We start from the raw sequence: 14,188 nt of genomic DNA on the forward strand, positions 1-14,188 counted from the left end.
GTTTCCTCTCATTTTTAATGCTATTTATTCTCATTAAGCCTCTTAATTTTTGAGTGACCTTTAGTTATTATGTACTACTTCAATGGCTTTTTTGATCTGTGACAGTTGAGGGTGCGGAATGTGGGTTTAATAACTCTTACAAAAGAAAAAAGCGATCTCCTCACTTCTGATAAAGAAGCTGAATATATCGCTATATCTAAATTACAAAATATATTCATTCACATTAATTAACGCCCAGATAGCAACAAGAAGTAAATGGTTTCCAAACAAACTCGAAGATTTACAACACAACGCGCTAAATTTCTCTGTGAATCGTCAAGTATAAAATACAGTTATTTGCTGTATCCTGTTTTTAACATTATCCCCCATCCCATTAATCTTAAGCCAACAAGTCAGCGCGAGGCTTAAAAGTTTCTATAGTGCGTAATTTTTCATAAAGTTCTTTTTCTTCAGAGGTAAGATTTTTAGGAGTAACTATTAAAATTTCTACTAATTGATCACCTCTTTGGCCATTTTCACTAGGATAACCTTTATTTGCCAATCTAAATCTCTGACCAGAACGCAGGGCCGGAGGAATAGTCATTTTCACTAACCCATCTAATGTTGGCGCTTCTATTTGTCCGCCTAACGTAGCTTCAGTTGGTGTAACTGGAACTTGACAAAGTATATTATTTCCCTCAATTTTAAATAAAGGATGGGGTTCAACGGTTATTTTTAAATATAAATCTCCTCCTCCTATACCCTGATTTCTTAATCTAATAGTTTGACCCGTTACCATACCTGGTGGCATTGTCACTTCTAAGGAACGACCATCTTCTAAGCGTATTCTTTCATTACCACCTTGATAGGCTTTTTCTAAAGGTAACGTCAACCGCGCCTCAATATCTTTGCGAGTGATCCGTGGAGGAGTATTAACAGTATAAGCTACTTTAGTCCGGGTAGTGTTAAAGGGATCCTTGGGTGGGTTATTAGGGGGAGATTTCGGTTTTTGACGGTTACTAACACCAATAACTTGATTAAGAAAACTTTCAAAATCAGAAAATTGACTAGGATCTACATCAGAAGTTGTACGTTCATTGGTGCGGGTATCATTCCACGATTTAGGTTTAGGTGTTTGTCTATTACCAGTGAAACCGTTTTGTTTCCAATAGCGACTAAATTGGTCATATTGCGATCGCCTACTGGGATCAGACAATATTTCATAAGCCTCACCAATAACTTTAAACTTTTCCTCAGATTCTTTATTACCAGGATTGAGATCAGGATGATATTGTCTAGCTAGACGACGATAAACCTTTTTAATTTCTTCGCTAGAAGCATCTTTAGAGACTCCTAATATCTCATAATAATCACGAAAATCTTGCAAATTTTGCATAGGTTGTTATTAAATAAATAGGTGATTGGTGATTGGTGATTAGGGAGTGAAGAAAATAGCAGGATAGGGTATAGAGGGCTTTTTTTAGCTTACACACCTGCTGTGAAAATGATAGCGCAGCCTAGGATAAGGCATATTTCCAGGCTAATAGCTTGCATTTTACTAAAGTAAACTAAATAAAACTAAATAATTACACAAAATCTTCTAGTTATTCAGTAATCTTTAGATGAATTTTGCTATGAGACAGAGGAATTAATTCCCAGTGGGGCTGGTTTTACTTTAAGACTCCTGACTCGGTGACTCCTTTGAATTATAACCAATCATCATCATCATCCCAGTTATCCTGGTAACTAGGACGATTAGTTTTTCGAGGAGAACGACTTTCGTAGTCAGAATTACGACTTGCGCGACTGTCACGAGTTTCTCGCCTATTCTCCCTACTATAATCTCTACCAGAGTCTCTACTAGCACTCCGGCTATAAGCATCTCGATCTCGATTATCCCTGTAAACGTCTCTTTCTGGTTCTTTTTCCCCCATAAATATTTCCCTAATAGCGCCAAACAAGTCTTCGTCTTCATCCTCTGTATAATATTCGCGCACTTCTCGATTTAATTCATACAAGGCATCTTGTAAATCAGAGTATGCTTGATCTATACCCCTATCTGCATCAGCTTGTAAACTTTCTCTTAAATCACGACAAATATTATCAATTCTTTGACGACGGTTACGAGCGAACTGCATTCCCATTTCTAGTGCTACTTCTCGTAATTGTCTTTCTGCTTGTAATATTAACGCCTCAGCACGAGTACGTTTTTCAATGCGTTCTTTCCTTTCTCGATCCACATCGGCGTATTTTTGGGCATCCTGAATCATCCGATTAATTTCTGATTCACTTAAAGTAGATGCACCTTGCACTGTAATACTTTGTTCTCTACCAGTGGTTCGATCTAAAGCGGTAACTTGTAAAATACCATTAGCGTCAATATCAAAAGATACCTGAATTTGCGGAATACCTCTAGGCGCAGGTGGAATGCCATACAGTTTAAATCTCCCTAAAGATTTATTATCGCTGGCCATTTCCCTTTCACCTTGCACTACATGAACTTCTACGCTATTCTGGTTATTTTCCGAAGTAGAAAAAATATCAGAACGACGTACAGGTATAGTAGTATTGCGTGGAATGAGTTTTTTCATTACGCCACCAATGGTTTCCAATCCCACAGATAGTGGTGTAACGTCTAATAATAAGATATCCTTCATTTCCCCAGCGAGAATACTCGCTTGTATAGCCGCCCCTACTGCTACCACTTCATCCGGGTTCACGTTTTCAGTGGGTTCAATACCAATTAAATCCTGTACCAACTGCTTCACCATTGGTATTCTTGTGGAACCGCCGACTAATATCACTTCTTCTATATCCACTGGTGAAAGTCCTGCATCTTTGAGAGCGCGTTTTACTGGTGTTTTCACTCTACTCAATAAATCCACACATAAACCTTCAAATTGGGAACGAGTTAACCTTGTTTCCAGATGTTTTGGTCCATCCTCTGTGGCCGTAATAAAAGGAAGATTAATCTCTGTGACACTTACAGCCGAAAGTTCTATTTTGGCCTTTTCTGCTGCTTCCATTAAACGTTGTAAAGCCTGGCGATCGCGTCTTAAATCCACACCTTCCGCTTCTAAAAACTGTTCCGCTAACCAATCAACTATTTTTCTGTCAAAATCATTACCACCTAATTGCGTATCTCCACTAGTAGCCTTAACCTCAAATACCCCATCACCAACATCTAACAGCGATACATCAAAAGTGCCGCCTCCTAAATCGAATACTAAAATAGTTTGCGTATAACCCCGATCTAAACCATAAGCTAAAGAGGCCGCAGTGGGTTCATTAAGAATACGTAATACTTCTAAGCCTGCTATTCTCCCTGCATCACGGGTAGCCTGTCGTTGAGAATCATTAAAATAAGCTGGTACTGTTAAAACCGCTCCAGTGACAGATTCACCTAAATAACGACTAGCATCATCAGCCAGCTTTTTCAACACCATCGCGGAAATTTCCTCTGGTGCAAAATCCTTATTTAAGCGGGGACAAGCAATATTAATATTACCTCGTTCATCTTTGCGTATGGTATAGGGAACACGCTTAGACTCTGGGCTTAGTTCCGCATACTTACGTCCAATAAATCTTTTAACTGCAAAATACGTATTTTGAGGATTTAACACCGTTTGTCGTCTAGCCATTGCCCCTACTACTCGCTCTCCTTCTTTGCTGAATCCCACAACAGAAGGAGTAGTTCGCATCCCTTCAGCATTGGCAATGACCACCGGCTTGCCACCCTCCATTACGGCGACTACGGAGTTGGTTGTACCCAAGTCTATACCGACTACTTTGCCCATGCTTGACTCTTCTCCTCATAATTTCTGAATATCTTAATATATTTATAGCAGGTGTCAGGTGATAGGTTTGAAAGTCTTTTGATGTCTGACTTTGAGAATACTGTCTTCTGATAATCTGGACACTGCTACATTATGGTTATAACCAATAATTTTTTACTAATCATGATCATTAGACATTTCCAGAAATTAAATATACTGTTTCCAGAACCCGTGTAGAGACGTTCTATAGAACGTCTCTACATTAATTATCGGACAGGTGTATTTACCAGTCATCAATCCTAACAAAATTTAGGACTTACACACAAGTTATCAGGACTTACGCAACTGGCACATTGGTAGGGTACGTCAGACAGTATAAATCATGTAAATAACCAAATTGTTCATATCTGACGCACCCACTCAACAGATTTTTTAGTGTGACACTTGCGTAAGTCCTAGTTATAAAAGAATAAACCACAAATACAGATATTTGGTGTAAGCCTTAAAAATTGATTCGTGATTAATCATAGTCAATTGTCCATTATCAATTATTTCATTCTGCCAGATAGTCTAGCAACAACAGATAATAATTGATCTGTTGTTACTGGTTTGGCTAAATGAATTTGAAACCCTGCTGCTAATGCTTCTTTTTCTTCTGCTTCTCCAGCATAGGCCGTTAAAGCTGCTGCGGGAATTTGTCCCCCTGCTTTTCTATTCAGTTGTCTGATTTGTCGTATTAATGAATAACCGTCTTCCCCAGGTAATCCTACATCAGACAACAGTATATCATATCCTCCAGGATGGGTAATAATTAATGATAAAGCCTCGGAGGCTGATGTGGCTTCTGTTACCTGTATTCCATAGTTTGTGAGTACCGTTTGGAATAGTTGACGGATATCTGGTTCATCATCTACTATCAGCACTCGCAACCCTGCTAAGGATGAATAGGTTTCAGGCGATATAATATCATTTTCCGTAATTACTGGTACTTGATTATTAGCTATATTTGTCACTGCTAAACTATTACACAGAGGTAATCTGATAGTAAAAGTTGATCCTTGTCCTTGACCTGCACTAGTGGCTGTAATTGTACCTCCATGCAATTCTACCAGATGACGGACTATAGATAGTCCTAATCCCAAACCAGGGTTAGATCGCGTTCTACTACCATCTGCTTGACGAAAACGTTGGAAAATATACGGGAGAAAGTCAGCATCAATGCCTATTCCCGTATCTTTAACTTCTATCTCCGCCTCAAAATCACTGTATTGTAATCTGATATCAATTCTCCCACCTACGGGTGTAAATTTAATGGAGTTAGACAGTAAATTCCAGATGACTTGTTGTAAGCGAATGGGATCTCCGATTAAGGTTCTATCATCGGGATCTAAATTTAATTGGATGTGAATGTTTTTAGCATCTGCCGATAATTTCACAACTTCTAATGCTGCTTCAATAACAGGTATAATTTTAACAGTGGCAGCATCTAGTCGCATTTGCCCAGCACTAATGCGAGATACATCTAATAAATCACCAATGAGGACATTTTGCGCTTTAGCACTACGCTCTATGGCTTCTAATGCTTGGTTTGTGGTAACTTGATCCTGTTCTTTTGTCCGTAGTAGTTGTGTCCAACCTAACAGGGAATTAAGAGGATTACGTAATTCATGGGAAAGGATGGATAAAAACTCGTCTTTAGCACGGTTAGCTGTTTCTGCTGCTGTTCTAGCGTATTGCTCCTGGGCTAAAATTTGTTTTTTTTCTGTTTCTAATTGTTTTTGTTGGGTAATATCTTCAATGACTAATAAAATTAGAGAACTATCGCCTATTTGTTCCATCTTTTTGGCACTCAGACGCATAATTTTTCGGCCAATTTGCTCAAATGTATGCTCTACCTCTAACCCTTGAAATTCTGTATGCATGGGTAAAATGTCTTCTAAGAGCGATCGCAATTCGGGAATATCCCATTGTCCATTACCAATTTCATAAACTAAATGGTTTTCTGTATCTTCTCGCACTACTTGAAATGTGTCATAGAAAAATTTATTAGCCGTAACTACTCTTAAATTTACGTCTAAAACTACTAAAGATTCTCGTACAGTAGAAACTATTGCTTCTGCATAATCACGGGATAATCGTAATTCTTCAGCAGTACGTTTCAAGGCATCAATATCAACTAAAACTACTACAGCCCCATCAATTTTATTATCTATAGTTCTATAAGGTCTAATACGCAAATCATACCAATGACCATCTTCATCTTGTACTTCCTGCGTCTTGAGGTTTAGGGTACTAATGACTTCTAAAATTTGGGTCTCTAAATCTGGAATATTTAACTTATGTTTAATATCACCTAAAGGTCGTCCTACATCGCTAGGAATAAGATGAAAAATTGATCCAGCTACGGGAGTAAAACGGCGTATTTGTAAATCACCACCTAACATAAGAATGGCAATATTAATACTACTCAAAAGATTTTGCAAGTCATTACTTACCTGAGTTGCTTCAATATTGCGTCGCTGCAATTCTTCATTAATCGTATTTAATTCTTCATTAGTGGCTTGAATCTCTTCCTTGGCTGTTTCTAACTCCTCATTGGTACTTTGTAATTCTTCATTACTAGATAGTATTTCTTCATTGGCTGCTCTTAAATCTTGATTACTAGCTTGTTGTTCTTCAATAATTGATTGTAGATAATCCTTAGTAGTAGCTAATTCCTGTTGTAACACAACAATTTCTTGCTCATAACTACTGGTTGTTTCTTGATTCAACGGAACTTTATTACTACTAACAGCGATCGAACTAACTTTAGGCTGTGTATCTTGAAACAGAATTAATAAAAACTCCTCTCCTGTACCAGTAGGTTGAAAAGGAGTAATACTAATATTTACTAACCTAATTTGGTTATCCTCTTTAATTTGTATTCCTTCTTTTTTTACAGATGTTCGTTGCTTTTTGGCTTGATGAATAGCACTACGTAAATCTATACGTAATTCTTCCTTAGCCATTTTCAACAAATTAAAACTAGGTCTACCTGGAGCAGGTTGTAAATAGCCGCTAGTTTGTCCGCGAAACTGTAATATTTCCAAATCATTATCAATAATGACACCTACAGGCGAGAATTGACTTAACACAATTCTATCAGCCTCTTTCTGTATTTCCACATCATTCCAAGAACTCTGATTTTCTAGCAATTGTGACGTTGCTGATTCTACAGGATAATTGCTAGATATGAGATCAATAGTCAATCGTGTAGATGTCATTTTGCGAGCATATATCTTGTACTTTTTATCCACTAAAGTGAATAAGTCAGAAAATTCCCCCACTGTTTCTGATGTTCCTAACATCAAAAAACCTGTAGATATCAATCCATAATGAAAAATGGGGACGACTTTTTTCTGTACTGCTGCTCCCAAATAAATCAAAACATTACGACAACTAATCAAGTCTAAACGCGAAAATGGCGGATCACTAATCAGATTTTGTCGTGCAAAAACACAGAGTTCTCGCACTGACTTACTAATTTGATAACCGTTTTCTACCTGCACGAAAAAACGTTGTAATCTTTCAGGTGGAATTTCTGCCACTTGATTAGGTTTATAGATACCAATTCTAGCCTTTTCTATGGCCACTTCATTAATATCTGTCGCAAAAATCTGGATTGGTATATTCAAGCCCTTATTTGTTAAAAATTCTAACAAGCAGATTGCTATAGAATAAGCTTCTTCACCTGTGGAACATCCTGCTACCCAAATGCGAATAGTATTATCAGATTTACGCTTATTAGTAATGACAGGAAATACTTTAGTTTTTAACGCTTCAAATGCTTCTGGATCCCGGAAAAAACTGGTAACGGTAATTAACACATCTTGATATAAAGCGGTAATTTCTGTGGGTTTATCCTGAAGATAACGCACATAATCTTGTAAATTATCCAGTCTATATAACATCATGCGGCGTTGAATACGACGTTTGAGGGTATTTTGTTTATAGTGGTTAAAGTCAACACCCGTAGCCGCCCGTAATAGACTAAAAATCTTTAAAAGAGCATCAGTTTCTTCTGGCATAATTTCAGTCGTTTTGACTGTTATGGGATGATTAATATAGGGATGAGTGCTAATATATGCGAGTTTTTCCGCAATTTGTTGGGGACTGAGGATAAAGTCCACATAACCAGAAGCTACAGCAGTATTAGGCATACCACTAACTTTAGCTGATTCTTCTGATTGGGCAAAAGTAATACCTCCAGCAGCTTTAATACTTTCTAAACCTCTTGTTCCATCACCATCACCACCTGACAATATCACGCCAATGGCTTTATTGCCTAAATTCTCTGCTAAGGAAATAAAGAAACTATCAACCGTCATAGGAATACCATAGGTTTTCTCCAGGGGTTTAAGTCTGAGTACCCCTTGAGTAATGGTCATAGTGGTATTAGGCGGAATTATATAGATATTGTTTGGTTCCACGGACATATCATGTCCTGCTTCCACTACAGGCATTTGAGTTGTGCGAGATAGAATTTCTGCCAACATACTTTTTGCTTGGGGGTTGATATGTTGAACCAGTACGAATCCCATACCCGTATCTGTGGGTAAATGGCTTAATAATTGAGTAAAAGCCTCTAAACCGCCCGCAGAAGCTCCAATACCGACAATGGGAAATAATTCTTGATGATTTTTTTGATAATCTGTTTGTTGTGACGATGGCTTAGTGGTAGAGTCATTACCTAGACTTTTTCTAGAAGACCGCTTAGAGTTCATATTATGCAACCGTTTCAATTTCCGGATCTTAAATTTTGAGTTATGTAGGATTTATATAATTTATATAATTTATATAATTTATATAAGTTTAACGTTATAAAACTACTCTAGCAAAATATAAGTTTGATAATGTATGTGCTTGCAATAGATATATAGATATAATGTAATTTGCAAACAATGAATGACTTACGCAAGATACTGTTAATTAGCCATCTAATTAGCCATCAAACTCTGATTTTTGCTTATAATTCATGAATTACCCCTATTTCGGTGACATTTTGTATCAATCATGGTAAAATACAATCATCTGCAACTAGCTATTTTTGGCTATTGCTTCATTGATTTTCATGAAGAATAGGAGAGGATGGCCATGTTAATCATTTTAACCGATAATCAAGTATTTAATCCAGAAAAAGTGTGTCAGTCTTGTTTAATGGCTAATAGTAACGGACAACCGCGTTGGGGAGGTGGTCAATTACGTTGTGGTCAACTGGTGCAACAATGTCAGGAAAATCAGCCACAACAATACCAGTGTATGATGGGTTTTAGGTTAGCAAATATATAATAGCTATAATAGCTATCATCCGTCAGCTATCAGCACTCCACATTCAAAAGTAAGGTTAATTAACAGTAACTAAAAAGCTAACAATTCCTAACAATTACCTACGAAATTATTATCATAATAGACCTGTCTGATAATTACAGGACTTACGCAACTGGCACATTGGTAGGGTGTGGTTTGACTAGTTCACCAACTACCTCAGACAGTATAAATCATGTAAATAACCAAATTGTTAACCATATCTGACGCACCCAACAACAGATTTTTGGCGTTGCTGAATTGGGGATGGTGATAATTTTTGATACAGATTAACTAATGTTATCTGAAATAACTGTTACAATCTAAAAAAACTAGAGGAGAAACATAATGACCTGGCGCGGATCTACAACTGCTAAAGACCGTTTTTTTGCTTGTTTACCCTATTTGTTACCTTTAATAGAGGTATTTCACTTTGGTCAGTTTTTGATCAATGATTTTCCTTTATTGGGCATAATATTTATGCCTCTTTTGCCTTTGTGGAAAATATATTACGGTGTCCGCTATGCAGGATTAATTATTTTCTTGGCTTTATGGATGTTAGTAGTTAGAAATGAGCAACTTAGTCACTTCATTCGTTTCAATACTATGCAGGCTATCATTTTAGATATTGCCATATTTTTATGCGACATATTGATTAGTATTGTCAAATTAGTTCCTGGTAGTGATTTTGCCATAGAAACTTTGTATACAACCGTTTTCTTAGGTATTGTGGGTGCTGTTGGTTATTGCGTATTTCAGTGTGTGAGGGGTAAATACGCGGAGATTCCTGCTATTTCTGATGCTGTGTATATGCAAGTACGTTAATTAAGCAGTCAGCAGTCAGGATAAAGAATTTTGACTTCACAAAGTGCGCTACACACCCTAAAGCATTTGATAAGCTAATGTGCAGCACTCACTGTATAATTAAAAAACCTGAAGTTACAGTAGCACAAGCATCTTGCTTGTATTAATTATTCAAGTTAAAGGCACAACAGCTTAACATTATCTACTTAGTCTTCTAGGGTGTGTCAGATATTACAAGTCTGTTGATTAATACTATAAATGTAACAGGCACGATGCCCGTGTTACAAGGGTTTTATCATTAACATCTGTACCTCATCATAACGGAAACTGCTGTATATTCCATAACATTCGTAGTGGTATTTGATATTAAGGAAGGCGATCGCATTACAGCAAGTTTAAGAGAAAAAAGTCCATCATTTTCAGAAATCATGGGGTTATTAACTTTGCTGCTTCCCTTGCGGGAAACTTTAATAAAAATAAAGCATAATTAACCATTAACCATACAACAGAAAAAACACCATGAACAAACAACCCATCCGCATCGGAGTCCTTGGTTTTGGTGGACTTGGCCAAGCAGCCGCTAAACTGCTATCTAGCAAACGTGAAATGATTCTCGTTGCAGCAGCAGATCAAAAAGGTTACGCCTACTCCACTGAAGGTTTAAACAGCGACGCTTGTATTACCACCTATCAACAACAGGGTACTGTAGGTTATTTAGAACCCTGGGGTAGTTTAAACAATAATAGCATTCAACAGTTAATTTCTGCTACAGGCGATGCTGTAGATGGTTATTTCCTAGCCTTACCTAACCTTCCTAACGATTTTATCCCCAATGTCGTTAAACAATTCATCCAAGCAGGTTGGCAAGGGGTTCTTGTGGATGCCATTAAACGCACCAGTGCAGTAGAACAACTTCTGGCCATGAAAGATGAACTACAAGCTGCCGGTATTACCTACATGACTGGTTGTGGCGCAACTCCTGGACTATTAACCGCCGCCGCCGCTTTAGCAGCACAAAGTTATGCTGAAATTCACAATGTAGTGATTACTTTTGGTGTGGGTATTGGTAATTGGGAAGCATACCGCGCCACCGTTCGGGAAGATATCGGACATATACCAGGTTATAGTGTAGAAACAGCCAGAGCTATGAGTGATGCAGAAGTAGAGGCATTATTAGATCAAACTAATGGTGTACTCACTTTAGAAAACATGGAACACGCTGATGATGTGATGTTAGAAATTGCCGGTATTTGTTCACGGGATAGAGTCACGGTGGGAGGTGTAGTAGATACTCGCAACCCTAAAAAACCTTTAAGTACCAACGTCAAAATTACTGGACGTACTTTTGAAGGTAAAATCTCCACCCATACCTTCACATTAGGTGATGAAACTTCCATGGCCGCTAATGTTTGTGGTCCAGCCTTTGGTTATCTTAAAGCAGGAGAAGAATTGCATCAAAGAGGCATTTCCGGGTTATTTACTGCTGCGGAAATTATGCCTAAGTTTGTACAATAGATATCTGTTGATAATTAATGTAGAGATGTTCTATAGAACGTCTCTACAAGGTTGAGTTGAACAAAGTGAAACCCAAAAAAACCTTGTAACCTAACTTCGGCACTGAAACATTCAAATCTTCTACTACTATTGTTGCGTGGTTTTTGCATAAGTAAGTAGTGATTTTATTTTGATGTATTGAAAAAGCATCAACCCAACTTGTCAAATACTTTAAACATTGGTAAATACATCGCTAACAAAATTGTCCCTACCATACCTCCTAATACCACAATCATTAAAGGTTCCAAAATACTAGTTAATGCTTTTACAGTTTCTTCCACTTCATTTTCATAGAAATCAGCCACCTTCATTAACATTGTATCTAATTCTCCTGTTTCTTCCCCAATACTCATCATTTGAATAGCCATAGTCGGGAAAACCTTGCTTTTTTGTAAAGCCAAACTAATCATTCCCCCTTCTTGTACCTCTTTCCGAGCATTATTAATAGAATTAGCAATAATTTGATTTCCTGATGTATCTCGCACAATTTCTAAACAAGTTAAAATTGGTACACCAGAATGGGTTAAAGAACCAAAGGTTCTGGTAAATCTAGCTACAGAAGACTTTTGAATTAAATCGCCAAATAAGGGAAGTTTTAGAGCTATTGCATCAATACTTAGTTTCCCCAGAGGAGTTTTATAATAGGCCTGAAAAGCCACATTAGCAGCAAACAACATCCCAATAATTACTAATGACCAAAAACTACGCAATATTTCACTAAACTTCATCAAAAATAGGGTAAGTGCTGGTAATTCTGCCCCAAGATCCTGAAAGATTTTGGCAAAAATAGGAATCAGAAAAACTGTCATCCCTAAGAAAATTGCTGTTGCTAAAAAACACACAACGACAGGATAGGACATCGCTGATTTAATTTTGTTTTGTAATCGTGCTGTATCTTCTAATAATTTAGCTAGACGATTTAATACATCATCTAACACCCCACCAATTTCTCCAGCTTGAACCATACATACATACAAACTATCAAAACAATCAGGATGTTTTCGCATAGCATCAGATAGGTTAATTCCTGATTGTACATCATCAGAAATTTGTAGTAATGCTTTTTTCAGTTTAGGATTAGTACATTGATCCGCGAGAACACCTAAACCCCTAACTATTGTCACACCAGCATTTACTAACACAGCTAATTGACGAGAAAAAATCGCTTTATCTTTTACAGATACCTTGACTATCACATCTTGCAATTTGCTAATATCTAGCACAGAAGCAAGGCTTTTAAATTCTTTAATATCTTTAACCAGAAAACCCTTCTTTCTCAGAGTGACGCGAGCATCTGATATAGAATCAGCTGTGACTTTTTCTTTTCTCGTTTTTCCTTGGGAGTCACGAATTTCAGCAACAAACGTAGGCATAATTTTAATTGATAATTGGTGATTAATTGGTGATCAACAGAATAACTATTTAACTTTATTGCCAACGGTAGCAGTAGAACCAATTAAACGTTCCAGTTCATCTGGTTTAGAAGTTTTAGATATTGCTGCTTCAAAAGAAATAGATCCCACTTTGTAAAGGTCAGCTAAAACTTTTTCTAAAGTTTGCATTCCTAATTTACCACCCGTTTGAATTGCAGAGTAAATTTGGGCTGTTTTACCTTCCCGAATTAGGTTAGAAATAGCAGGTGTAACTATCATAATTTCTTGCGCCATTACCCGTCCATATTCGCCAGGTTTAGGGTCTTTTTTAGGTACTAATGTTTGACTAAATACGGCTACTAAAGAGTTGGATAATTGTACTCGTACTTGAGTTTGTTTTTCTGATGGGAAAACGTCAATAATCCGGTCAACGGTTTGAGATGCAGAACTGGTGTGTAATGTTCCAAATACTAAGTGACCTGTTTCTGCTGCGGAAATTGCCAAGGCAATTGTTTCTAAGTCCCGCATTTCGCCAACTAGAATAATATCTGGATCTTCCCGTAATGCTGCTTTTAAGGCATTAGCAAAACTCTTGGTATCTTCTCCTAATTGTCTTTGGTGAACCAAACTTTTAATAGGTTCATACATGAACTCTATGGGATCTTCTATGGTTAAAATATGTTCTGCTCTGGTATGATTAATTAAGTCAATCATTGCGGCCAGAGTGGTGGTTTTTCCTGAACCTGTTGGACCTGTTACTAGAATTAGTCCTCTCGGTTTTTCTGACATTTCTCGGACAATATCTGGTAAACCTAATTTTTGGAAGTTAGGAATTTTAGAACTTAAGGCTCGTAAACAAGCAGCATAAGTACCACGTTCTTTGTAGACGTTTACCCGAAATCTCGCTAGTCCTTTAACACCATAGGAACAGTCTAATTCCCAAGTTTGTTCTAAGGTTTTACGCTGGGTATTATTGAGCATACTAAAGATCAATTTTTGACATTCATCTGCTGTGAGTACATGATCACCAATGGGAGTTAGATGTCCACTAATACGAAAATAGGGAGGTAAACCGGCGGATAAGTGTAAATCTGATCCCCCCATTTGAATCAGCTGTTCCATTAAGTCTTCAATCATCATGGTCATGTTTTTTCCTCTCTTTGAAAATTTATATAGCAGGAGTCAGGACAGTGTTGTATCTAGGGCATAGGCCAATAATCATATAAAGCAGTCTGATACTTTTAACCGAGACATTCCCTGACATCTGAGATATCGTGAAGGTCCAGTACAACATTACCAACTGAGTTGATAAAGGTGGTATCCCACATTGCCTTGAGGAAAATCCCCAAAGCTCCATTA

At 37.4% G+C, this 14,188-nt stretch carries 9 protein-coding genes; 4 read left to right on the forward strand and 5 right to left on the reverse strand.

All coding sequences use genetic code 11. From position 1 onward, the window contains the following. Positions 1 to 379: 379 nt before the first annotated feature. From H6F32_RS19370 to H6F32_RS19380, 3 genes are all read right to left on the reverse strand, one after another. Positions 380 to 1,375, reverse strand: coding sequence for a DnaJ C-terminal domain-containing protein (locus tag H6F32_RS19370; protein ID WP_190370912.1), 996 nt, complete (start codon positions 1,373 to 1,375; stop codon positions 380 to 382). 310 nt (positions 1,376 to 1,685) lie between these two features. Continuing rightward, complete coding sequence (dnaK, locus tag H6F32_RS19375; protein WP_190370913.1) at positions 1,686 to 3,776, reverse strand: molecular chaperone DnaK; 2,091 nt, start codon at positions 3,774 to 3,776, stop codon at positions 1,686 to 1,688. A 527-nt stretch (positions 3,777 to 4,303) separates the two neighbouring features. Then, a complete protein-coding gene (locus H6F32_RS19380; RefSeq protein ID WP_190370914.1) occupies positions 4,304 to 8,518 on the reverse strand; it encodes a chemotaxis protein CheB in 4,215 nt (1,404 codons plus the stop codon). A gap of 370 nt (positions 8,519 to 8,888) precedes the next feature. On the opposite strand from H6F32_RS19380, the gene H6F32_RS19385 reads away from it, so the two are divergent. The 4 genes from H6F32_RS19385 (at position 8,889) to H6F32_RS19400 (ending at position 11,417) form a co-directional block, all read left to right on the forward strand. Then, positions 8,889 to 9,083: a hypothetical protein gene (locus H6F32_RS19385; protein ID WP_190370915.1), complete on the forward strand. Its 195-nt coding sequence runs from the start codon at positions 8,889 to 8,891 to the stop codon at positions 9,081 to 9,083. 363 nt (positions 9,084 to 9,446) lie between these two features. Next, positions 9,447 to 9,923 (forward strand): Tic20 family protein, encoded by a 477-nt coding sequence (locus H6F32_RS19390; RefSeq protein ID WP_190370916.1) that lies wholly within the window; start codon positions 9,447 to 9,449, stop codon positions 9,921 to 9,923. 332 nt (positions 9,924 to 10,255) lie between these two features. After that, the gene (locus H6F32_RS19395) at positions 10,256 to 10,393 is read left to right on the forward strand and encodes a hypothetical protein (protein ID WP_190370917.1); all 138 of its coding nucleotides are present in this window, start codon (positions 10,256 to 10,258) and stop codon (positions 10,391 to 10,393) included. Between the two features lie 28 nt (positions 10,394 to 10,421). Further along, complete coding sequence (locus H6F32_RS19400) at positions 10,422 to 11,417, forward strand: saccharopine dehydrogenase-like oxidoreductase (protein ID WP_190370918.1); 996 nt, start codon at positions 10,422 to 10,424, stop codon at positions 11,415 to 11,417. Between the two features lie 188 nt (positions 11,418 to 11,605). Here H6F32_RS19400 and H6F32_RS19405 read toward each other — a convergent pair whose 3' ends face one another. Together H6F32_RS19405 and H6F32_RS19410 are read right to left on the reverse strand one after the other, a co-directional pair. After that, complete coding sequence (locus tag H6F32_RS19405) at positions 11,606 to 12,829, reverse strand: type II secretion system F family protein (RefSeq protein ID WP_190370919.1); 1,224 nt, start codon at positions 12,827 to 12,829, stop codon at positions 11,606 to 11,608. A 45-nt stretch (positions 12,830 to 12,874) separates the two neighbouring features. Continuing rightward, complete coding sequence (locus tag H6F32_RS19410; protein ID WP_190370920.1) at positions 12,875 to 13,975, reverse strand: type IV pilus twitching motility protein PilT; 1,101 nt, start codon at positions 13,973 to 13,975, stop codon at positions 12,875 to 12,877. Positions 13,976 to 14,188: the final 213 nt, after the last annotated feature.

The sequence above is a fragment of the Anabaena sp. FACHB-1237 genome (assembly GCF_014696225.1).
Classification (GTDB): Bacteria; Cyanobacteriota; Cyanobacteriia; order Cyanobacteriales; family Nostocaceae; genus FACHB-1237.